This window comes from Moorena producens PAL-8-15-08-1 (assembly GCF_001767235.1).
GTDB classification, from domain to species: domain Bacteria; phylum Cyanobacteriota; class Cyanobacteriia; order Cyanobacteriales; family Coleofasciculaceae; genus Moorena; species Moorena producens_A.
Genome location: NZ_CP017599.1, coordinates 1,887,436 through 1,910,961 on the forward strand (window position 1 = coordinate 1,887,436; position 23,526 = coordinate 1,910,961).

Here is a 23,526-nt window from a genome sequence, read left to right on the forward strand (position 1 = left end):
GTTTTATTAAAGCCCCCTAAATCCCCCAATTCTGGGGGACTTTAAGAGTTTTGTTCCCCCCAAAATTGGGGGGCTAGGGGGGCGAAACCATACCCAGAATCAGCAACGCCCCCCATCTCCCTACCTCCCCATCTCCACACTACCTTTGCCCACACTTCCCAGACAGCCGCCAAGACCCATCCGGTGTCACGGTAGTTGGATTAGCGGTCAGAAAGATATTCCCATCAGCATCAATCATGATGCCTTGAGCTTCTATAATCCGTTTTCGCTTAGGGGTAGTGGGGGGCTTAACGGGGGGATTCACAAATGCGGTACGGGAGCGATACCGTCCACGAGTAGAGGGACGGCGTATGTCTTCCCAATGGCTATTGCTGCTGATTTCACCTGGGCGAGGGGGTAAGCCGCCACGTCCAGTATTGATCAACCTACTGCCAGTGCTATTACCCGGTTGACAGCGCTGGTAAAGTTGATCATTGCCTGGTTCCGTGGGTAAGCTGTTTGGTTCGCGCTCATCAAAGTTATCGATGGTGTCGATATTCACTAAACCGTTTATACGACCAGTGGCATCTATATCATTGGTTCCATTGCCTGGTATGGCTTGGCGCTCTTCAATATCACCAAAGATGCTTCTGGCCTTGATAGTGATATCACCGCCTTTTCCCATTGGAGCTTTAGTAAGGATATCGCTACCATCAGGAAGAGTTGCGGGAAAGGCAATCAGATATTCAGTGTCAATATCAATGTTGCCACCATTGACTTCTAGGGAATTTTGATTCTTAAAAGCCTCAGCAGAAATCTTGCCGCGATCTCGCAGTATGAGCTGATTAGTTGAAATATCTATCTTTCCACCATTTATTTCTATATCTATACTATCGTCCATCTTTCCTGGTAACACACTACTGAATACACCACTGGGACATATAGCATCGCACAGAGGATCATCTTCAGTACCTACCCCATCGAAAATTACCTGATCCCGTGCCTTAATTGTGACCTTACCCCCATCTCCTTTCCCTTCTGTCTGAGACCTAATGGCACCACCATTGGTGAGAAAAAGTGACCCAGTTTCTATCAAGACATCGCCGCCATTGCCGTTGCCCTCTTCGTTCACCCTACTAAGGATAGAATTAGGACCTTTTTCGAAGGTGACTGTTTCTGTAGCAATAATCTCTACCTTACCGGCATTCCCTATCCCTTGGGTGTTGGATTGCAGGGAAGCATTAGTTAACAAAACCGACCTTGCCTCGATCCTGATATTGCCAGCCTTACCCACACCTCCATCTTCGACAGTAGTTACAGCAGTACCACCAAATGGATCGTTCTCGGTGCCAAAGAACACTTGATCACGGGCAAAAATTTCAATACCCCCCGAGTCACCAAAAGATTGCTCAAAGGAATCGCCCTTTTTCTGTCGATCTCCAACTCTGGCTTGCAGTTGAGCCCTATCCTTGACAAATAAAGAACCTGTGGTTATCGAAATAGTACCACTGTTACCTTCTGCATCTGCTCTGATAATATTGACAATACCAGTGCGAGTATCTTCTGTATCTCTTGTTTGTCCTTCAGATTTACCTTTAAAGCCTTCAAAGGTGACTGTATCATCAGCAACAATGGTAATTTTCCCGGAATTTACTTTTTCACCTGCTTTTTTACCAAAGGTACTTGTTTCGATCTGAGCACCGTCAGTAGCAAACAGTGAACCAGTCTCGATCTTGATATCTCTACCGTTTTCGGTGCCAAAGGTTTTGCTAATAATGAAACTTCCGTCAAGGGATAGTTGACCATTTGTAATCAACGTAATATCTCCTGCTTGCCCAGAAGCGGACGAGGCATCAATGCGATCACTTATGTCAATCCCGCCGCGATAATCAATAAAGACCGAGCCACCATTCCCTAAAAACTTATATTTACTCTTATCTATCTCAAACTTCTTAGAGTTATCATTGACTAGCTTAGCTACGGTACCATCACCAGTCAGAAGCTTACTAATTGTAAGGGTGTCACTAACTAACGATGGGTTAGCTTGATACTGATTCGTTAACAATACCAGTCCATTGGGAGCATTAATCGAGACCTCACCAACTTTGATATTTGCACTAGTAGCAGCAGTGCCAAAGTTAGGGGCAAGGTTACTACTATCGGTATTTCCTGGAAAACCGCCGAGTAATGTCCAATCTATACCAGCACGGATATCTAAAGTAGGTCGCTTACTGCCATCTATTACTACAGACGTTGCTGCTTCGTCCGACAAGGTCAAATTAGCCAAACTAGCCAAGAACGGATTGGAGTTACTAGGGCTAATGGCATTATCTCCGGTATCGGTAGAGTTAATTTCGATGTCTCCAACGGTAACACTCCCTCCTGCCAAAATATGCAGTGATGCTCCGGTATAGTTTCCTAAACTGACATCCCCATTGGTCAGAATTATCGGATCATTGGGACTGATCAAATTCCCTGGGTTACCATCCAACTGCTCAATGATGATATTTCCGCCAACGGTATAGTTAGTATCTCCTGTGATCGGATTATGCGATCGCAACCGTAAATCGGAACCAGCAAATAAACCACTTAGGACATGGTTCTTTGCTGCAATAGTAATTAACTGATTTCCCTGAATTACCAGCAAACCACCAGAGTACGCTTTAAACGGTTGCGCTACACTATCGGTGATGTTGACTGTATCTTCTGCCAACAGAGTCAAATTTCTACCAGCATCCAGTTGACCCTGTAAATCCAGATTGCCAGCGGCTAGGGTAAAGTCTTTTCCAGCAGCTAAATTCCCAGCATTTGTAATTGTTGTCCTCGGGTCATCTTGGCCATACTGCAATCCTGGAGTAATATTAATCGTTAACAATGGTGGGGCTTGTGGGGATGTTGCACTAAACTCGACCCCATCACCAAATACCAGACTATTGGCAGTAGACGCAAAAAACGAACCAGCTACATCTAATCTGGCTTGGGATCCAAACACAATGCCATTGGGATTGAGCAAAAACAGATTTGCTGCACCATCTACTCCCAATGTCCCTAGAATATTGGATAGATTCCCCCCGGTTACCCGTGTTAGAATATTTTCGATCCCAGAAGGATTAGCAAAATAAACCCGTTGCAGTTCCCCGACATTAAATTCCTGGAAACTGTGAAATAGGTTAGCCCCTCGTGTTGCGCCACCTTCGATCTTATCGGCTATTTCTCCTCGGACAGTGGTATTAGGTATCACCACAGACCCTTCTGCACCCAATGTCCCATCCGGAACTATGTCAGCCAAGGCATAGTCGGCCAAAAGACAGTTTCCCGAAATACCTACAGTTACCCCACCCAGAGTGAGCGACATTGCTGTAGCCCAGCCTCCGGTCAGGGTGAGCAATCGCTTTCCTGCACCCATATTCAGTTCAAGTTATTTTTTGCGTTCGCTTTTAGCGGCTCCTAGGTCGGATCGCGTTAGGGTAATTCTATCAATAAATGGGTTGATGTAATTGTAAGCATTCAGCTATCAGCCATTCCGGTAGCGTGGCCAACGGCCAAGGCCAAACACTGACTGCTGACTGCTTAGATTAAACATGCTGCCGGATATTTTTGTTTAATTCCCTATAAAAATCCTCCTTATTTGCATTATCCGGGAGCCCAGCTGTTTGTCCATCACCAAGTTCCATAATAATCCACTCATCATTAGTCTTCTTAGCAATATCCATCGTGAAAAAATTACTATCTATTGCTTTGGCAACTTCAAGAAAAGGCGTGAGGTCTGGTATGGTATCACCATAGTCACCTTCATCCCAATAATTAAACATTTTTACCAATTTACCAAAAACGAAGAATAGTCTGTACTCTTTTGTCAATGGCATACCACTTTTAGAATGTTCCGTTAAAAATTCCAGCTGTTCAAATTTTCGGAACACCAGCCCTTCATTCAAGGCCGAACCTCGCAGCTCTATAAACCTTTCTACTATCTTCTTAAGGTTATCTTTATTGGAGGCATCTGGAATAAAGCAGGCTTCATGCCAGTAATGCTTTTCTGATTTGACATAATCCTTGACAATAATAGCAGCGTTGCCAAACTCATCGGTCATGGAATTAATCACTTCAAAGTTAGTCATTTCATGACCCACTGTCCAATTCGATTTTGGAGTTAAATCCTTTATTTTTGGATAATATTCAGGTAAATAGTGACAATATTTGAATTCTGCTGGAGTATTAATTAGTTTGATATTATTTTTTAAAAGTCCATGATAAAGTAACCCATAGGATGAAGGCGTTAACATCCATCCACGATAAATAGCTAATTCCTCAACTTCGGCATTTTCCACATACCTTAATGCACGACCTACCTTGCCATCAGTCAAGTCTTCAAAGCTGAATAGGGACGTTTTGAAGCCAGCTCCAATAGCGGCTTTCATCTCGTCTTCGTAATCAGGTTCTATCAGTTTATGGTCAAAGACGCTATCGCAAAATATTACTCTCATTTCTCCCTCCTCTCCCCAAACTATTCCCCCGATTCCCGATTCCCGATTCCCGATTCCCTAGGCCAAACGCTATAAATCCCGGCAAGAGAAATAGTGATACCAAGGCTTCGGTGGGCTAGTGGTATCGGTAGGGAAAGAGGTGAGAATAATCGTACCATCGGGACCGGTCATCCAGCCTTGAGCTTCTACAATCCGTTTTCGCTGAGACTTCTGTGGCACAGAATTCTGTTCGGTGGAGGATGTTAATAGTTGACCGAAATCTAACAATACTTGACACTATTTACCAAAGAGTGTTAGATTTTAGGGATGGCACTTGTCCCAATCCGTAAGGCGGTCGAACTTACGGGACTCTCTCCAAACACTCTGAGGAAATACGCAGACAATGGCACTCTCAAATGCGAGCGAACCCCTGGGGGAACTAGACTCTTTGACTCAGGAGATCTTTGCCGTTTTGGAAAAGATCCAAGGTCTAACAGATCAAAATCCTGCACCATTTGTTACTGCCGAGTCAGTAGTACAAAGCAACGAGACGATCTCGCTCGTCAAGTCGCCTATCTGCATTCCTTGTTCCCAGAAGCAGAGATCATCAAAGACATCGGTTCCGGCCTCAACTACAAAAGGAAAGGTCTTAGAACCATACTGGAACGAATTGTGTGCGGAGATAAGCTCACGATTGTTGTTGCCTGTAGAGACAGACTTACCCGATTTGGGTTTGAACTCATTGAGTACTTGGTTAGAAGTTACCGTAAGAGTAGTGCAGCCTTTATAGTTGGTAAATTATGCAGCATAGGGTCTTGGTTTTGTAGTAAGGCTGCACTACTCTAAGGTTTCATCTCCGGTCAGTCTCAACGGTGGAAAAATCTTGGTTCTCGACCAACCTGAAAGTTGCCCAGAATCAGAGCTTACCGCAGATCTTCTCTCAATCATTCACGTCTTCTCCTGCCGGGTCCACGGACTCAGAAAATACGGTCAAAAAATCAAAGAAGATTCGTCTGTTCCTAAAACCTGAGCAGCGATCGCTTGTCCGTAAGTGGTTTGGAGTATCCCGTTATGTCTTCAATAAAACAGTAAAAATCCTACAAGGTGGCGAGGTCAAAGCCAACTGGAAAGCAATCAAGACTGACATCTTGAATGACCTACCCGAGTGGTGCAAAGAAGTACCTTATCAAATCAAATCTATAGCGATAAAGGACGCTTGCACCGCTGTCAGGGAGGCCAAGAAAAAATACAAGAAAACCTTTCAGATTAACCGAGTAAGATTTAGATCAAGGAAAAATCCTGTTCAATCTTGCTATATCCCGAAATCAGCAGTTTCAGAGGCGGGGATATACCACACAAAACTAGGAAACTTAATTTATTCTGAGGTTTTGCCCACAGATATCTGCGACTGCCGACTAGTTAGTAAGAATGGAGAGTATTACTTAACAGTCCCTCACAAGGTTGCTAAAACGATTGCCGAGAACCAAGGTAGAGTAGTAGCTATAGACCCTGGAGTTAGGACTTTTTTAACTTTCTTTAGTGAGACATCCATAGGGAAAATTGGGAACGGAGATTTTTCTCGCATCCAGCGATTATGCCAACACCTCGACCAGTTATTATCCAAGATAAGCAAACCAAAAGGTGGACAAAAGCGTAGGATGAAGAAAGCAGCTAGACGAATGATTGCCAGGATCCAGAATCTAATAGACGAGCTTCATCATAAGGCTGCTAAGTTCCTAGTCGATCATTTTGATGTAATCCTACTTCCCACTTTTGAAACATCCCAGATGTCAAGAAAAAAGAACAGAAAGATCAGATCTAAAACTGTTAGAAATTTACTGACATTTTCCCACTATCGTTTCAAGGAATTCTTAAAACATAAAGCTAATGAAACTGGGAAAGTAGTGGTAGACGTCTGTGAAGCTTACACTAGCAAGACTGTCAGCTGGACAGGTGAGCTACTCAATATTGGTGGAAGCAAGATAATAAAGTCAAAAGTTGATGGCCGATCTATGGATCGTGATATCAACGGCGCTCGGGGAATATTTCTCCGAGCTTTGGGAGATACCCCCTGGTTGCGAGAGCAACTTGCATTAGTGAGCTAGAATCTACTTTGGTAGATTTTGGTAGCTAAAAAGTATCGGGAGGGTTACTGTGATTGTTATCAGTTTCAGTAACGGTTTCATCATCTAGAGTCACCCAATCAGCAATAATGGTTCGACCGATAATCGGGTCGAGGGGACTGGGCGGAATGCCACCGCGTCCAGTAACAATAAATTCACCAAGTTCATCGACTGAGATTTTCCCACTTCTCGGACAGCTAGCAACAATGAGTGATGATGGGTCAGTTAAATTAATTGGTAGTTGATCTAATCCCCGAGAGGGGTCAAGATTGCCCGTTTTGATGGTAACTATTCCTGGACCAGACTCAGAACTAGCATCGATATCATTAGTGCGATTTTTGTCCACCGCTTGACGCTCCTCAATCAGACGGACATCTTCGGCATCAATGGTGATTTCACCACCTTTTCCCTGTTGAGCTTTGGCAATGATATCGCTACCATCAGAGGTTGTCTGAGAAGTCTCATTTGCTACATTAAAGCCCCCTAAATCCCCCAATTTTGGGGGACTTTTACCAACAAATTGATTCTTGTTCCCCCCAGAATTGGGGGGCTAGGGGGGCAAAATTCAGTATCAAAAAACTTGGGAGATATCCTCTCAGGACCAGTTGGGGGAAAGGCAATTAAGAGAGTGTAGCTAGTGTGAGGAGTTTGGGAGTTTTATTAGAATTTCTGCCTAATTTCATACATTGAGATGCACCCAATCCCAATATCCCATTCCAAGCTATCAAAAACCAGAATAATTTGGTTCTTCAGTACCTACTATGCGCTCATTTTAAGTTAAAAAACTCAGAAAGCTTACTCTACAAGCGTTATGAGGCTATTTAATTAACAAAAATTCCTAAATAATCCCTTTTTCCACTGCTCCCTGCTCCCTGCTCCCTGCTCCCTTTACCAAGCGATGCAGCGCGGTCTTGGGGAGGCAGTGCGGTCTTGGGGGTTCCCCCGGAGACGAAACCTTAGACAGTTGAGCCTTTATGGTTGGTCGGCTATGCAGAAAAGGGGTAAAACTTATTGATTAGCGTGATTTGCGCGGTCTTGGGGGTTTCCCCCATGAGCGACTGCATCAAGACAAGGCTCAACTGTCTTACGGTAACTTGGCCGTAGGCCACGCTTCGCGAACAAACCATGAGCAACTGCCGTGGTTTCCCCCATGAGCGACTGCATCAAGAAAGTTTTAATTTAGCATAACAAGTACGGAAGAGCCAATAATTTTGAATTTTGAATTTTGAATTTTGAATTTTACCCAGGGGGACTAATCAATCACCCAAAAACCCTTTTTACGCCAATATTGTTCCAACAGTGCTTGCTCCAAATCCTGAGATTCAATCAATTCTTTAGTTACCAAAATTTCTCCTAATTTGATACCAGTTAAAGACTGAATTTCAAGGGCTGTATTGAGTTGAATATGAGAAATAAGTCGTTTACGGACTAGAATTTTACCAAGTTGCATGACTGGGTGCTTTTGTATCAATTAATAATCGAACATTGGTCATTATTCAATTTCCAATTAACTTTGGAAAACTAAAAAAAGACCAATAACATTTGACAAATGATTGTTAAATGAGTTAATCAATAGATGCCCTTGGCTAGCCTCGCCAATCCTGCATAGTCTTTGAACAACCCATTACTTAATCAGGCGCTTTGTAAAAATTTATGAAAAAGGCAAGAGTAACAATTCAGTAATTCTGTAGTGACCCTATCTGTATGGTGCGTTATTAACGTACCCTACTACTTGTATAGTTTAGTGCCCAGTTTTGTATCAGTCCTGAACCGGAAAGCGCACCTGTAGTTAACTTTTGCCTCTTGCCTCTTGCCAATGCCATTGCCCCTAGCCCTATACCATTCACTACACAGGCTTGAGTTGATCACCGTAAGTGAAGGTCGTGAATTTTGGCTATTATCTTGTGATAATCTTCCGTTTTACCCTTTTTTTGATAAATTTCTGCTGATTTTTGAAAATTTGCTAGGGCTTCTTGATGCTTACCTAATTCTCGAAGGCACATCCCACGGTTGTCATAGGCAGCAGCATGGTTGGGGTCAATCTCAATCGCTTCATTCAATTCCAGAATGGCTGCTTGAAATCTGCCCACCACTACATGGCTAATTCCTCTAAAGTAGTAAAAATTAGCACTTTGAGCATTGGTTTCTTTTGGCTGCTGACGTGGCTTAAAAATTCCCATTGGCTTATCCATTGCTACTTCAATTAGTAGGCAGCTACAAACTACTCAGGAGCTACCGATTTAGATGTTATTGACCAATCCCCAAAATCCCGGCTTTTGGGCATATAAAGATGAGGTTTGAGTCTGGCGTAGTCTGTCTTTGAATACTGGTTTACTCAACAATCTTGGGCTTTGCTATCAAACCTGCCATAGATTTAAGTGCACAGCTCATAGCTAAGGTCGGTTTCAACCGACTCCAACCCTTTATCCCTAGTCCGTTTTAACAGACTTGAGTTATTAGCTAGTTATTAGCTAGTCATTAATGGTAGGGTGGGCAGTGCCTAGCAACGCGCTTTGCAAGCTTCATTATCTGTCTGGTGCACTGCCCACCCTACATGAGCTAGGGGTTTTACCCCCTAGGGGGATAGTAGGGACACCATAGTTTGTAGGAGTTTTGTGAGTCAATCAGCCCTGAATAACACTTGAACAAGAATAGAGGTTATTACCTCTATTACAATTACTACCAGTACGACATCCTATCAGGGTAGGGTGAAAAATTTGTGAACAGAGAAAAAAGTAATAAGGATAACAAAGAAAAGAAAACGACCGCACTATCAAAGGGATTTATGAGCTAGGCAGATAGCCAGTTCAATGGTGTAGGCACCCATGCCACCCAATATAACAGTTCTCAATTGGGTTCGGGAATCGGGAATCCGGAATCGGGAATCGGGAATCCGGAATCGGGAATCGGGAAAAACTTCTGTATAGCTAGCTTTGGGTAGAGATAGGGATTGTGACGAATCACAGTCCTAAAGCTGACAGTTCCAGGATTAAGAGTACCCACAAGGGTACTGTCAAAACTTTAAAAAGCTACGAAACTAGAGGAAGTTGATTAAAGCTTGTTAATTGGAGAGTTCTAAACGACAGCTATGTCAGGATTGAGCCTAAGTCTAACGGGCTAGTTTAAAAGCAACCCTTGCCAGCTATTAACTGTTGATAGCTGAAGACTTACGAATGCTTACGCCCATACCTTCAATCACTAAGTCAATCACTAAGTTAATTACTAACTAATCTGAGGAAAATAGAAATGAAAGAGTTCAACACATTAAGCCTAATGCTAATTATCTATCTGGTTATCTTTATTAGCATTAGCCCTAGAGAAGCCAACAATTTCGTTCAATTTATCCATGAAGCCTGGTAATTGGTAATAGGAAGAATTTTTACCTAGGTAACAGGGGCAAGAGTGTGGCGATAGGGGGAAGATGGGGACTTAAGAGTGTTCGTGGGTAAGTCCTGTGGGATAGCCACCCTTGAAAATTTTATGCATAATTTTTGGGGGTTAGCCAGATAAGTTTATAGATACTTAAAAATCGGCTATTAGCCCTCAGCATTTAGCAGGTATTGCCTTAGCTAAATGCTTACGAATTTTGAAACATATCTGCCCCTTAATAAGGGGTTATTCCTGTTGAATAAAAAACCATAATTTGGCAGTTAATAAAATTGCCAACTGCTATATGTTCTCCCGCAATCTCGCATTTATCATCGGCATCAATAACTACACAAACGGCATTTCCCCCTTGAATACCGCCGTAAACGATGCCAAAAAACTAGTAGAAATTCTCCGCACCAAGCATGATTACCAAGTCTGGGTATGCTTAGACGAAGTGGCAACTCTGTCTAACTTCCACAAATTTTTATTTCATACTTTACCAGAACAAGTCACTGAAAACGACCGCTTATTATTTTACTTTGCTGGTCATGGAGTAGCTCTCAATGGGGATGATGGCCCGGCTGGTTACTTAATTCCTCAAGATGCCAAACTGAGGGATACTAATAGTTATCTGCCCATGACCAAGTTACACGATGCTTTAATTAAATTACCTTGTCGTCATTTCTTGGGTATCCTCGACTGCTGTTTTGCTGGTGCTTTTAAATGGTCAAGCATCAGGGATTTACTAACATCGCCAGAAGTAATTCACCAAGAGCGTTATGACCGTTTTATTACTGACCAAGCCTGGCAAATCATTACCTCCTCAGCTTCTGACCAAAAAGCCCTCGATAACTTTTATTTAGATAGCGAACGCGGTCAAGTCGGCAATCATTCCCCTTTTGCTAGTGCATTATTAGAAGCCCTCGAAGGGGCAGCAGATAGAATTCCTCCTGCTACCAATGGTAAACCGGCGGTCGATGGGGTAATTACAGCCACAAAATTATATTTATATTTACGGGATCGAGTCGAAATACCTACAGAAAAATACCGTGTACGACAAACCCCTGGTATTTGGTGTTTAAATAAGCACGATAAGGGAGAATATATCTTTCTTTCTCCCGGACATGAACTTAATTTACCACCAGCACCACCATTGGATCACTCACAAAATCCCTACCGAGGTTTAAAGTCCTTTGACGAGAAACACAGTTCACTGTTTTTCGGTAGAACATTACTAGTGGAAAAGTTACAGGATTTTGTCAAAGCTAATCCCCTGACAGTGGTGTTGGGTGCTTCCGGTTCCGGTAAATCTAGCTTGGTCAAGGCCGGATTAATTCCCAAACTACGGCAAGATAATACCGAGAAATGGTGTATTTTGCCACCCATCCGTCCTGGTGAGACTCCCTTGCTAGCTTTAAATAATGCTTTAAAAAATACCCAATTACCAGAGGTAGCACCCCAAAACCCCCAGCAGAACCTGGCAATGAGCATTGATGTTTGGGCAAAAAATAACCCCAACTCTAAGTTATTACTGTTTATTGACCAAAGCGAAGAAATTATTACACTCTGTCAAAACTTAGATGAGCGTAAAGAGTTTTTCCAACAGATACTCACAGCCATAAATGCCCATGGGGATAAATTACGGGTAGTATTAACCCTACGTTCTGACTTTGAAGCCCAAGTCAGGGATGCTGGCTTAAGGTTTGTTCCTACAGACTATAACCTGGGAAATACTGTGCTTAAAAATGGTTGGCACAGCAGACGATTTATTGTACCGGCCATGACACGAGCCGAACTGCGCGAAGCGATTGAGAAACCCGCTCAAGCACGGGTAATGTATTTTCAGCCCCACGAACTTGTAGAAGAATTGATTGATGAAGTGGCGGATATGCCGGGAGCATTGCCCCTGCTGTCTTTTGCCTTGAGCGAACTTTATCTGAAGTATTTAAAACGACAACGGGAGGCACAATATAGAGGAATCACTATGGACCGGGCCTTGACTCAAGCCGATTATATTGAATTGGGGGGAGTAATGCGATCGCTAACTCAAAGAGCAGATCTTGAATATGAGGCGCTAGTTAATGAAAACCCCGCTTATGACCAAGTTATCCGTCATGTGATGCTGCGGATGGTCGCCCTGACTGGGGGTGAATTAGCCCGTAGGCGCGTACCGTTATCAGAATTGAAATATCCAAAAAAGAAAAATGATTTAGTTGAAGAAGTAATTGAGCGTTTTACCAACGCGCGGTTACTGGTTACAGGAGAAGATGCTGGTGGGAATCCCTATGTGGAACCTGCCCATGATGCTTTGGTTCGGGGATGGGAAAAGCTAAGGAATTGGGTTCAACAAGAGAAAAATCTAGAATTACAACGTCGTTTAACTCCATCCGCCTTAGAGTGGAATGATCACGGAAAAACCAGATTTCTTTGGAATGCGAACCCCTATTTGGATGTATTGAATAAGGAGGTACTCAAATCTCCTGATAACAATTGGTTAAACCAAGTAGAAGCGGAATTTGTACTACGAAGTGTTAAGCGAAGACGGCGAAATACCCAAAGGAATTGGGGAATTGCATTGGGCGTAATGCTGGGATTGAGCGGGTTGACCATTTTATCTTTGATTGCTCAAAGGGAGGCGCTGATAGGTCAAGTTAGGGCTTCTCAAGAAGCCTCAGAAGCCAACTTGCCCTCGAACCAGTTACAAGCCTTGGTCGATAGTTTAAGGGCAGCAAAGTCACTACAGCAACCACTTTTGCTGTTATTCAAGCCAAAAAATCAGCTACAAAATCAAGTAAGAGCAACACTACTACAGGCGGTGCATGGTATAAGAGAAAGCAACCGATTGGAAGAACATAGCAGTCGGGTGATGAGCGTAGTTTTCAGTCCTAATGGTGAGCGGATTGCTGCGTCGAGTGGAGATACTACAGTCAAAGTTTGGAACAGAAATGGTATCTACGAAGCCAACTCAAAACAGCGGGGAATGGTTTTCACTACCCAAGAGGGTAAGTTTCTTACCTGGTCGGTAAGTTCGGACAATACGAACAATATCGAAATCAGGAGGCTTGATGGCACCTTGCTACAAACTCTCAAAGATGCTAATTTTCGGCCTTCGAACGTTTTGCCTTATATTGTTGTTAATAGTGTAGTATTCAGCCCCGATCAAAAGAGAATTGCCGTGGCTCGTGCTGACGGTACAGTACAACTTTGGAAAGCAGATGGAACCTTAATACGCACCCTGAAAGGACATAGCGATATAGTCTATAGTGTAGTTTTCAGTCCTAATGGCGAAATGATTGCTTCGGCGAGTCGCGACAAAACGGTAAAGCTGTGGAAACCAGACGGGACTTTAATACGCACCCTCCAAGGACATAAAAATGTTATCACAAAAGTCGCATTCAGCTCAGATAGCAACACCCTCGCCTCAGCAAGCCAGGACAAAACGGTAAAGCTGTGGAAACCAGATGGGACTTTAATAGGTACCCTCGTTGGACATAACGATGGGGTTTATAGCGTAGCATTCAGCCCTAACGGTGAAATGATTGCCTCAGCAAGCTGGGACACAACGGTAAAACTCTGGAAAATGGACGGCAGCTTGGAGCGCACCCTCTATGGACATAGGTCTTCTGTCACCAGCCTAGCATTCAGCCCAGATAGTAAGACCCTGGCCTCGGCAAGCACAGACACTACTGTCAAACTTTGGAAGCTGGACAACACTAAAGAAGGTATTATCAAAGCACATAGGGATACTGTCAATAGCGTAGCATTCAGCCCTAATGGCGAAATGATTGCCTCAGCAGGCCGGGACAAAACGATAAAGCTGTGGAAACCGGACGGGACTTTAATACGCACCCTGAAAGGACATAGCGATTCTGTCAATAGTGTAGTCTTCAGCCCTAATGGCGAAATGATTGCCTCGGCGAGTAGCGACAAAATGGTAAAGCTGTGGAAACCAGACGGGACTTTAATACGCACCCTGAAAGGACATAGGGATTCTGTCGATAGTGTAGTGTTCAGCCCTAATGGCGAAATGATTGCTTCAGCGGGGAGTGGTGTTATTCAGCTCTGGAAGCCAGACGGTAGCTTTATACGTAATCTCGAAGGGTATGTAAGTTATATAGTATTTAGCCCGGATAGTCAGATGATTATTGCTTCAGCTGGGTGGGGTCAAGGTTTGCTTCAACAGCTAGACGGCACCCCTGTAACCACCCTGCCAGCATATGGCTATGGAGTTAGAAGCGTAGCGTTCAGCCCCGATGGTCAGATGATTGCCTTAGGAAGTAGTGAGCCTAAACTCAGTCTCTTGAAGCCAGACGGAACCTTTGTGCGCGACCTCCAAGGACATGATGATGACGTCAATAGCGTAGCCTTTAGCCCCGATGGGCAGATGATTGCCTCCGCTAGTAGGGATGGTACGGTAAAACTCTGGGAAAGAAACGGCGCTTTGCTGAGTACCCTGAAAGGGTATACAGATCACGAACAGATTATAGTAGATTTCAGTCCTGATGGCAATAGCCTTGTCTGGACTAGTCGTAACGGAAAGGTGATTCTGTGGAATTTAAACCTGGATGATTTGCTCCTACGCGGTTGCAATTGGGTGCGTGACTATCTAGAGAATAACCCCAATGTTGACGAGAGCGATCGCCATCTTTGCGACAATGTAAACAAGTAGTTACCTTGATGTAAAAGTTTTGGTAGCCACGATTGTGTTTTTTGTAATTGCCTGATCTTTTTAATTGTCGAAGAATTTGCGTACGCTATCCAAAAACTTTTGGGACAAAAGTGCGTACGATTTATCAAAAATATTGTTAAATAAATGGGATTTAACCTGGTTTTACTTAATATATTGTATATATTGTAATTATTTTTTTTAGGAGAGTTAGTGGGATTACATTTTGAGTGGGATGTAAAAAAGGCAGCTATCAATAAGAACAAGCATAAAGTTTTATTTGAAGAAGCAACTACTGTTTTTGGAGATCCTTTGTCTCTGACAATTGAAGATCCATTACACTCAGTAGGTGAGCAGCGATTTGTTATTATAGGGAAATCGGACAAACAAAGAAAACTTGTAGTAGTTCATACTGAGCGGGGAAATAACATTAGGAATAAAGCGTGTTCGTTTGGCTAGATCACCAGAGAAAAGGACATACGAGGAGAACAATGACTATTAATAATCAACAGGATCAGGATCTGCTAGATGAATACGATTTCAGCAAAGGCATACGCGGTAAATATGCTCAGAGATATAGGGAAGGTAGCAACATTGTTAAGTTGGATGACGATGTTGCTGAAATGTTTCCAGATGAAAAATCAGTTAATGATGCACTGCGGGCTTTAGCTAATATTATTCGTTCCTATCAACACTTAGCCTAACAGAATGAAAAAGAAGCGTACGCTAACTCAGTTAATCTTAGTTGAGAAGTCGTGCGCTAAACCCAGCTATGCCCGTAGGGCTGATCCCGTAGCGTGGCCGTAGGCCAATGGCACCAAAAGCTAAACCTACGAGTTCGATTTACTATCAGCAACAGATAGTGAACGCATCCATTCATCCAAATCGTCAGGTTTCGTAAAGTCCAACAACGCTTCCCCCAAAGCTTCAAGCTGAGGGAGGGATAAGGCTTGAACCTGCGTTCGCATTTCTGGGGACACTTCGCCGATGCGACGCAAGAGTTGGCGGAGGATGAGGGATTGTTCCCCTTCGTGACGGCCTTCATCCTTAATGTCTTGATAAATTACAGACTGCTCCATGATATCTCTGCGTAAAACCTGGTTAATGAAGTCCCTCTTTAATAATAGCCCTGCTAGAATCCCAGCGGACGCAGCCACATTGCTCTGTATCCTCATTTCTGGAATCGCCTCAACTCTTGCAGCCACCTGACGCAAGGTTTGAGCAGCGTCGGGGGTTTGTGTCAGCACAGCCAAGGGCAATAACCCCGTCGATTCCAGAAACAGCTGAGTCGGTTGTTCCCATAGCCGAATCACCTCAAATTCGTGACGAGTACCAGGAATCTCAAACGCTGTCTGATAAACGAGTTCAGAAGTTGAACGGGTCAAGTAAATGACCACTTGGCGCATCTGCTTATTGGGAAAACGGCGGAAAACTCTCAGGCGGTAATCTGCCATTCTGAAGGCCATAGTTGAGTCAGGTTGAGTCTGAAACTCGACGTGAAGGACAAAATCATCAGAATTCAGCAAAATCAAAGCATCCGCTCGAATGGGTTCAAGGGACAGTTCAGATGGACTGAGTTGGGTCATGGTGATGGCTTCACCAAGTAACCAGGAGGCAAAATCTTCCGAAAAGCTTTCAGCGAGGAACTTGCAGGTATTATCGAACATTAAACGATTATATCAGAGTGCCCATATCAAGAATTCTGCTGGATCCCGACTCCCGACTCCCGACTCCCTACTCCCTAAAACCCGGATTATTCAAGTGCTTCATAAAAAACTCTTCCAATGAAGGACGATTTAACGTCATACTCATCAATTGGGCATCCATCAGTCTCAGAGAAGCTATAAACTCTTGGGGTTCCCCTCGCAATTGACCGTACCAGCAGTCATCCTCAAATTCCAATTCCATCAGCCACCGTTTGATAATGTCTATATTTCCACCTTTGCCTTTAACTCGGTAGGTGTTATCGGTACCCAAAAGTTCATCTAACGCTCCCATACAAATTAATTCCCCATTAGCGAGAATTGCGATGCGATCGCATATTTTCTCTACATCTGACAAGACATGGCTGTTGAAGAAAATAGTCTTGCCTTGAGCTTTCAGAGACATAATAATTTCCCGGATTTGGTAGCGTCCCATCGGGTCAAGACCGGACATGGGTTCATCGAGAAATACTACTTCTGGGTTATTAATTAGAGCCTGGGCCATACCGATGCGCTGGAGCATCCCTTTAGAATACTGACGTAGTTGTTTCTTTCGTGCTGCTGATTGGGACAATCCTACTAGTTCTAACAGCCGAGGAATACGTTTACGTTTTACCTCATGGGGAATTTGAAATAGTCCAGCGGTAAAGTGCAAAAATTCCCAGCCAGTGAGATAGTCATAGAAGTAGGGGTTTTCTGGTAAGTAACCAATGCGCTGCTTGACCTTAACATTACCAAGGGGATGTCCGAGTAACCATCCTTGTCCGCCAGTAGGACGGACAATTCCTAGTAAGGTTTTTAAGAGGGTAGTTTTCCCGGCTCCATTTGGACCGAGTAATCCAAAGGTTTCTCCCTGATAGACGCTGAGGGAGCAATTTTTCAGGGATTCAATTTTTTGATTGAGCCAGAAGCCGGTGCGGTAGACTTTGCGCAGTTGGGAGGTCTGAACCACTGGGATTGGTTCAGAGGTAGTTAGTTGGGGGGGTAAAGTGAGAGTAGATTGCTCCATCCTGTTGCTGGGAGATGAGGATATAATCTATATTTATTTATTCCCTATTTTGGTGACCTTTGTATCTATTCTGAATAAAATCCATGATAGCTAATCGGGTAGAGCCTGGCTGAAGGTTTAGGGTCTGTCTTGCTGGATCACTCTTGAGCAAAAAAGTCTACTAACTCCTGACCAACCTCAGGATTGTATAAGCGTAAGTAATTCCAGTAATTACCCAAAACTTGCTTGACATAGTTTCTGGTTTCACCAAAGGGTATAGTTTCCACAAATTCATCTAAATCAATGGGTTCATTTCCCTTGAGCCATTTCCCTACATTACCTTGACCAGCATTGTAACTAGCAATGGCGAATGCGGAGTTATCCTCATACACGCGATGGCTATGGGCGAGAAACCAGGTTCCTAGTTTAATATTATCGTTGGGATTATCGAGTTTATAGTCGTTAAAATTGATCGATTGCCCTACCCAAGCTGCAGTACTGGGCAACATTTGCATTAAGCCCATGGCACCAGCAACTGATGTAATGTTTGGCTCAAATCGGGACTCTTGACGAATTAAGGATATAACCAGTAGAGGATTAATGTTACGCTGTTTTGACTCTGTTTCGATTACCTCTATATAGGGAAAGGGATAGAGGGCTTGCCAGTAAGCCGGTTTTTTCCTGATTTTCTGATACTGCTCCTGTTCTTGGGATGTTTCTCGGTCTTCGAGGGTCTCTACCAGGGAAATTCCTTTGAGGTATTCTCCCATCGCCAGCCTGAACAAGCCATCAGTAAACTGTTGGGGCACAGTGGGCTTGAGGCGAGTTTGAAATTCCCCTTGCCATAGGCTCCAAGCATCCTGGTCTTGACCAAGCTGATACAATTCCTTCAAAGCTGCTGAGCCCACAGGTAAATCGGGTCGCACCGTTGGCCAGTTTATAGTCACAGATGACTGGCGCAGTGTGCTAAAGTCTCCCACATCCCAACCCAACTGTACCGCTGAGCGCCAAGCATAGTAAGATTGAATATGGTTGGTAATCACCTGCTTAAACGCTGCTTCGGCTTCCTGCTTCCGTCCTAGCTGAGTTGCCCATTTTCCCGACCAAAACCCTGCTCTACGGGCGATCAGACTGTGGGGATTATCCTTAAGGATAGGCTGAACGTTATGCCAAGCTGTCAGGATGTCTCCATTTTGTGCAGCCTCTTGAGCGATCTGCCAGCGATAGTCCGCTGCCGCATCAGAATTGCTATAGTTGTTGATTAACAATTGATAGGCTTGCTCAGCAGCGTTGGGACTTTTGAGTTGTTCGAGAGTTTTGGCTTTGGCCAAAAGTGCCTCAGCAGCTCGGTCAGGAAAGTGATCGATAACTTGGTCGAAATAGGGTATCTTGTCAATGGGTGGTTCTAGTGCAGCGAGTTGGAGATAAGCCAAAGCGGTTTCTTTCGCATCGGGAAATTCCTCAACCATCTTTTTATAAGCCAGTTTCGCTGCTTTGGGCTTTTGGGCATACTGAAGTCCTCTAGCCCCTAGGTAAGTATGCTTAGGTGTTGGTTTAGCATTGCCATAAGCAGCACTGGCTTGAGCATATTTGCGGTCTTTCCAATAGGCTAATGCGATCGCTTCCCAATCTTTCGGCTGGATTATAGCACGATTTTTCTCATCGACAGATTTCCCGTAGTTACTCACTAGTTTATCTAGCACTAGGGTAACCCCTGGTTGGTCAAAGGTATACCTGGCTAATAACAGCATCAGTTCAGGTTGATTAGGCTGCTCCTTGAGCTCTTGCTGGATTAATTCAATGATGCGAGGATGAGAAGGATAGTTTTTCAGTGCTCGTTCCCAGTATTTGGGCTCTTCCGCAGAGAAGTCATACATCTGCTGTATTTTTGCCAACCAGGGCTGCTCAGAAGTCGAGATGGTGCTGGCATATTTCGGAGCAATAGATTCCTTTTTTGGTTTGCGGTAGGGTGAATCATCTGACTTGAAGGCATACAAGGCTTCAGCTGCCACTGGCTGATTACCATAGCGTTGGAGCAACTCCTGCCAAGCTTGTTGGGCTTGAGCTTTGTCCCCAGTGAGTTGGTAAGCCTGTGCTCGTTTGAGCACAATCTGTCCTGCTAATACTGGATATTCCCACTCTAATTTATCTAACCAACGCAATGCCTCCGTTCCCTGCTGCCCAGCTATGGCATCAACGGCCAATAGGTAACGAGCACGGCCACGATTGAGGGATTTTGGTCTAGTTGCGATCGCTTCGAGTTGTGCCACCCGCTCCTCGGGGGATTGGGATGCTAGTTTTAGGACTGTAGTGTCCCTAGGATCTCTGCGCCCCATGATTTGCTGGGGGAGCAAAACTACCCAATTCGTTAATCCTCGCGGGTTCTTGCGATCAATTAACGCGAAGATGGTAATCGAGATCAGCAGTAGGCTCAATCCCACACTAGACGCTAGTAGGATTTGTCGTCTGCTACGGTGGCGCAATTGCTGGCGCAATAAAGGATAGTAGCGGGAGAATTTCAAACGAGACCGTTTCATAGAGCCTCCTGGTGATGCACGTCCATAGTAGGTTTTGGGAATAGAAAGCTCTGTGACATCATCTGCGGGAGCATTGGTATTGTTAAGCTTGAGTAATTGGTAATTATGATGACTCACCGGGCTATTACCCATGCACCATTACTCTGACCCAAAAACACCTTTAACTATAAACACTACTCCTAGTCAAAGCCTAGGCAATTCCCGGCAACCCCAGGAAAATGCCAACTAGGATGCAGGCCAATGATTAGTTTCCTACGTTGTTTTAGTCATGATACCTGGGAGTGACCTCCAGCTCCCAGCTCTATCGTCAACTATTAAGTTGAAGGCAAAATGTGTGGTTGACACGACAAGTTATTACAACATGGCCGTTCGCGCAAGCGTGTGCGAAGCACTCGGAACACTTTACCAAATTGAGATGCACTAATCATGCAAAATTATGTATTTGTCATTGACGCAAACAAACAACCATTAAACCCCATTCACCCAAGGAAAGCTCGCCGACTGTTAGATAAAGGCAAAGCTGCGGTTTTCAGAATGTATCCATTTACGATTATCATTAAGACTGCAATCCCAAATCCGACTATCTCGCCTTGTCAAATCAAGATAGATCCGGGCAGTAAAACTACTGGGTTTGCCATAGTTCAAAACGACCAAGTCATCTGGGGTATGGAGCTAGAACACAGAGGAGGATTAATTAAGAAAAAACTAGAATCTAGAAGGGCTGTAAGGCGTGGGAGACGTAACCGCAACACCCGGTACAGAAAACCTAGATTCCTTAACCGTAGACGCCCACAGGGATGGCTGCCCCCTAGCCTAGAGCACAGAATTCTGACTACCCAGACTTGGGTAAAACGATTGATAAAATTTTGCCCGGTCAATGAGATTTGGGTTGAAAGAGTTAAGTTTGATACCCAAAAAATGCAGAATCCTGAAATTAGTGGCGTTGAGTATCAGCAGGGGGAACTAGCTGGCTATGAAGTTAGAGAGTATTTACTTGAGAAATGGGGAAGGGAATGCACTTATTGCGGCAAGCCAAATACCCCCCTACAAATTGAGCACATTCACCCCAGATCGAAAGGGGGAAGTAACCGAGTAAGTAATCTCTGTTTGGCCTGCGAAAAGTGCAATATAAGAAAGGGGGACAAGTCTATAGAGGACTTCCTAAAAAAGAAGCCGGATTTACTCAAAAAGATTAAATCATTAGCTAAACAACCACTAAAAGATGCAGCAATAGTTAACGCAACCCGCAACAAGTTAGTAAAGGTTCTCCGAACTTTAAAACCTGTCGTTACTGGGACAGGAGCGCAAACTAAGTACAATCGTACGAAGCTAAGACTACCTAAGCAACACGCTTATTGATGCTGCTTGTGTTGGAGGTATTGAGACCTTAGTGTTAAGAACCTCTCAGCCGTTGCTAGTAACCTGTAAAGGACAGGGTGGCAGGCAAAAGGCTGCTCTCAATAAATATGGCTACCCCACTAGGCACAACCCGTTAAAACCAATTAAAGGCTGGACTACTGGGGATTTAGCTAAGCACCAAAAACTAGGGATAGGCAAAGTAACCCCTAGAAGTAAAGGAAGTTTTGGATTTACTCCATTGGGGACAAAAGGCTACAAAAGCTGTAAACCTCAAGACATATCAGCAATACATCGGAAAGATGGATACATTTACAGCTTTTGCCAGTAATTACCAAGTTTTGCCGGGGATTAAGCTTCCTAGACTTTCCTGAAACAACCGGATAGGATCTGGCATTTCAACCTCTATTCCTTTAACCATATTTCGGAACCCCACAACCGTACTGTGATTTGATAGAAGACTTATGGAACGCGGAAAAATAGTTGCTATTATAACTGGAGCTATATCGATATTGCTAGCGATCGCTTACTTAATTATTGTCCAGCTGCTGGATTTTCGAGGAGAGATGATCCCTGCTCCAGTCAGCCAATCATTAGACTGGGGATATTGGATGGGATATTTTTACCCTGGTGTTGCGCAATGGTTAATTACTTAATCAGCCCATGAGTGTAAATGAAATTCCCCGGCGTAAACGCGCGGGGATGCTTGGGCAAGACAAATACTCTTCCCTTACCCAAGCATCCCCAGGTTCTGATCTGCCCTGTGGTTTAGCTGTATCTACTTCGCTGTATCCCGCAGTGCTGCCAGCACCGTCTCATGAATCACACCATTGCTGACAACCACACCCTGATTTTCAACTAGCTTAGAACCGAGAGAAAAGTTCAGAGGCTTACCATGCATATCCGTAACAAGCCCACCAGCTTCCTCCACAACAATGGTGCCTGCAGCATGGTCCCAAATTTTCTCACGGTAGTTAGGATACTTCGAAGACGGTAAACGCAGGTAAAGGGCTGCTTGACCAGAGGCAACCGCACCATACTTAGCCTGAGAATCCATCCGCAGGGAGTCTGCAGTAATTCCCACCGCTTTAGCGACCAAATCTTGCCGAGAATGGTCCCCATGACCAGATTCCACGCTTTCCACGAACCGGAGTTCTGCTGTATTCTCAGCATCAGTCACTTGAATCGATTGGGGTTCCCCACCACTAATAGGTACCATGGTTGCTCCCTGACCCCGTACTGCCACAAATAGGACACCCCGCTCCCCATCGGGTTGTGCTAGGTTCACGGGTAACGCTGGGCAAGCTAGCACTCCTACTTTCACTTCACCTTGTTCTACCAAAGCCAAGGCTACAGCATATTGATCATTACGCAGAAACCCTTTGGTGCCATCAATCGGGTCTAAGGTCCAGTAGCGAGGTCCAATCTCACCATTGCCTCGATTAATCCAATTCACCACTGCCTCAGGAGTAGCATCATTAGTTACAGATTCTACATAACTGGTTACCTGTGCCAACTGATTCGCCATGGTTGGTTCCACCAAAGCAGCAGCATCTTCTTCACCCACTACTGGATCATCAGGAAAGCCTTGGGCAAGTAAGCGGCAAATCACTGCCTGAGAGCCATAATCGGCAACAGTAACAGGGCTTTTGTCACTTTTTTCCATAGCTTGAGTCACCCGTTCAGACCGGACTTGCTCACAAATTTTGGCAGCGGCTAAGGCTGCCTCAATGGCAACCTGTTTCTCTTGTTCATAAGACATTTTCAATAACTGCTCCTAAGGGCGAAAAGATTTTTGGAAGGTGTTTTTGGTCATGGGTAATAGGTATAGCTAATCGGTAATAGACCCTTGAGTAATCACCATTAGCAATTAAAGATTACCTATTACTGACTAGGAACTGCCTGGTTTTAAAGGCTTGTGGCCTAGCAGCATGTTTTTCCCTGACCTTAGCGACAGAGCTAGGAATTGGCAGTCATTCATAGGTGTCATAACCCTTACAAAGGGGGAACTAATCTCCATTGCTGGCATCTTAGCTATGAAATTCCGGATTCAGAGGAAATTACCAGGGAATTAACTAAGAGCAGTAATCGAGGTACAACAATAATGTATTTCATCCGGATCATCTGTGCCATTTTCCTGCCACCACTAGGTGTGTTCTTGCAAGTGAGTTTTGGCAAGTCCTTTTGGCTTAATATTCTGTTAATGGTATTGGGTTTCATTGTAGGCACTCAACTTGGTTTTCCCAAATATGGTGTAGTACCCGCCATACTCCATGCCGTATGGGTAACTGCTAATCAATATCAGGATTAAACTGTTTACTAGGGACGGGGGCCCTAACCGA

19 protein-coding genes and 1 pseudogene are annotated in these 23,526 nt (G+C 44.2%); 8 read left to right on the top strand and 12 right to left on the bottom strand.

All coding sequences use genetic code 11. From position 1 onward, the window contains the following. Positions 1-139: 139 nt before the first annotated feature. From BJP34_RS07200 to BJP34_RS42690, 3 genes are all read right to left on the bottom strand, one after another. Entirely contained in the window at positions 140-3,385 is a 3,246-nt protein-coding gene (locus BJP34_RS07200) for a filamentous hemagglutinin N-terminal domain-containing protein (protein WP_070391758.1), read from the bottom strand. Positions 3,386-3,554: 169 nt separating this feature from the next. Further along, positions 3,555-4,397 (bottom strand): ATP-grasp domain-containing protein, encoded by an 843-nt coding sequence (locus tag BJP34_RS07205; protein ID WP_229424276.1) that lies wholly within the window; start codon positions 4,395-4,397, stop codon positions 3,555-3,557. 135 nt (positions 4,398-4,532) lie between these two features. Further along, on the bottom strand, positions 4,533-4,682 hold the full coding sequence (locus tag BJP34_RS42690; RefSeq protein WP_158517069.1) for a hypothetical protein: 150 nt from the start codon (positions 4,680-4,682) through the stop codon (positions 4,533-4,535). Positions 4,683-4,769: 87 nt separating this feature from the next. On the opposite strand from BJP34_RS42690, the gene BJP34_RS07210 reads away from it, so the two are divergent. Continuing rightward, complete coding sequence (locus BJP34_RS07210; RefSeq protein WP_083305039.1) at positions 4,770-5,288, top strand: IS607 family transposase; 519 nt, start codon at positions 4,770-4,772, stop codon at positions 5,286-5,288. Between the two features lie 26 nt (positions 5,289-5,314). Beyond that, a complete protein-coding gene (locus BJP34_RS07215) occupies positions 5,315-6,547 on the top strand; it encodes an RNA-guided endonuclease InsQ/TnpB family protein (protein WP_070391761.1) in 1,233 nt (410 codons plus the stop codon). A 25-nt stretch (positions 6,548-6,572) separates the two neighbouring features. Here BJP34_RS07215 and BJP34_RS45460 read toward each other — a convergent pair whose 3' ends face one another. The 5 genes from BJP34_RS45460 to BJP34_RS42700 form a co-directional block, all read right to left on the bottom strand. Then, complete coding sequence (locus BJP34_RS45460; protein ID WP_070391762.1) at positions 6,573-7,061, bottom strand: S-layer family protein; 489 nt, start codon at positions 7,059-7,061, stop codon at positions 6,573-6,575. Between the two features lie 512 nt (positions 7,062-7,573). After that, positions 7,574-7,729 (bottom strand): hypothetical protein, encoded by a 156-nt coding sequence (locus tag BJP34_RS42695; protein WP_158517070.1) that lies wholly within the window; start codon positions 7,727-7,729, stop codon positions 7,574-7,576. Between the two features lie 88 nt (positions 7,730-7,817). After that, on the bottom strand, positions 7,818-8,015 hold the full coding sequence (locus BJP34_RS07225) for a hypothetical protein (protein ID WP_070391763.1): 198 nt from the start codon (positions 8,013-8,015) through the stop codon (positions 7,818-7,820). Positions 8,016-8,430: 415 nt separating this feature from the next. Then, positions 8,431-8,757: a tetratricopeptide repeat protein gene (locus tag BJP34_RS07230; protein ID WP_083305040.1), complete on the bottom strand. Its 327-nt coding sequence runs from the start codon at positions 8,755-8,757 to the stop codon at positions 8,431-8,433. A 655-nt stretch (positions 8,758-9,412) separates the two neighbouring features. Further along, positions 9,413-9,568 carry a hypothetical protein gene (locus BJP34_RS42700; RefSeq protein WP_158517071.1) on the bottom strand — a complete coding sequence of 52 codons (156 nt, stop codon included), beginning with the start codon at positions 9,566-9,568 and terminating at the stop codon, positions 9,413-9,415. A gap of 670 nt (positions 9,569-10,238) precedes the next feature. Here BJP34_RS42700 and BJP34_RS07235 point away from each other — a divergent pair. The 3 genes from BJP34_RS07235 to BJP34_RS07245 all read left to right on the top strand — a co-directional run bounded on the left by BJP34_RS07235 (position 10,239) and on the right by BJP34_RS07245 (position 15,304). Continuing rightward, positions 10,239-14,603 (top strand): caspase family protein, encoded by a 4,365-nt coding sequence (locus tag BJP34_RS07235; RefSeq protein ID WP_070391765.1) that lies wholly within the window; start codon positions 10,239-10,241, stop codon positions 14,601-14,603. 210 nt (positions 14,604-14,813) lie between these two features. Continuing rightward, a complete protein-coding gene (locus BJP34_RS07240) occupies positions 14,814-15,059 on the top strand; it encodes a BrnT family toxin (protein WP_229424278.1) in 246 nt (81 codons plus the stop codon). 32 nt (positions 15,060-15,091) lie between these two features. Then, the gene (locus BJP34_RS07245; protein ID WP_070391766.1) at positions 15,092-15,304 is read left to right on the top strand and encodes a hypothetical protein; all 213 of its coding nucleotides are present in this window, start codon (positions 15,092-15,094) and stop codon (positions 15,302-15,304) included. 126 nt (positions 15,305-15,430) lie between these two features. Here BJP34_RS07245 and BJP34_RS07250 read toward each other — a convergent pair whose 3' ends face one another. From BJP34_RS07250 to BJP34_RS07260, 3 genes are all read right to left on the bottom strand, one after another. Then, positions 15,431-16,267, bottom strand: a complete 837-nt coding sequence (locus BJP34_RS07250; RefSeq protein WP_070391767.1) for an Rpn family recombination-promoting nuclease/putative transposase — start codon at positions 16,265-16,267, stop codon at positions 15,431-15,433. Between the two features lie 67 nt (positions 16,268-16,334). After that, a complete protein-coding gene (locus BJP34_RS07255; RefSeq protein ID WP_070391768.1) occupies positions 16,335-17,312 on the bottom strand; it encodes an ABC transporter ATP-binding protein in 978 nt (325 codons plus the stop codon). Positions 17,313-17,449: 137 nt separating this feature from the next. Next, on the bottom strand, positions 17,450-19,960 hold the full coding sequence (locus BJP34_RS07260) for a transglycosylase SLT domain-containing protein (protein ID WP_229424279.1): 2,511 nt from the start codon (positions 19,958-19,960) through the stop codon (positions 17,450-17,452). A 294-nt stretch (positions 19,961-20,254) separates the two neighbouring features. On the opposite strand from BJP34_RS07260, the pseudogene iscB reads away from it, so the two are divergent. After that, a pseudogene (gene iscB / locus BJP34_RS07265) lies at positions 20,255-21,515 on the top strand (RNA-guided endonuclease IscB). Between the two features lie 133 nt (positions 21,516-21,648). Then, positions 21,649-21,840 carry a hypothetical protein gene (locus BJP34_RS07270; RefSeq protein ID WP_070391769.1) on the top strand — a complete coding sequence of 64 codons (192 nt, stop codon included), beginning with the start codon at positions 21,649-21,651 and terminating at the stop codon, positions 21,838-21,840. 122 nt (positions 21,841-21,962) lie between these two features. Here BJP34_RS07270 and BJP34_RS07275 read toward each other — a convergent pair whose 3' ends face one another. Beyond that, positions 21,963-22,946: a 3'(2'),5'-bisphosphate nucleotidase gene (locus BJP34_RS07275; protein ID WP_070391770.1), complete on the bottom strand. Its 984-nt coding sequence runs from the start codon at positions 22,944-22,946 to the stop codon at positions 21,963-21,965. Between the two features lie 342 nt (positions 22,947-23,288). Between BJP34_RS07275 and BJP34_RS50335 the strand changes: the two genes are divergently transcribed. Next, the gene (locus BJP34_RS50335) at positions 23,289-23,495 is read left to right on the top strand and encodes a YqaE/Pmp3 family membrane protein (RefSeq protein WP_008187337.1); all 207 of its coding nucleotides are present in this window, start codon (positions 23,289-23,291) and stop codon (positions 23,493-23,495) included. Positions 23,496-23,526: the final 31 nt, after the last annotated feature.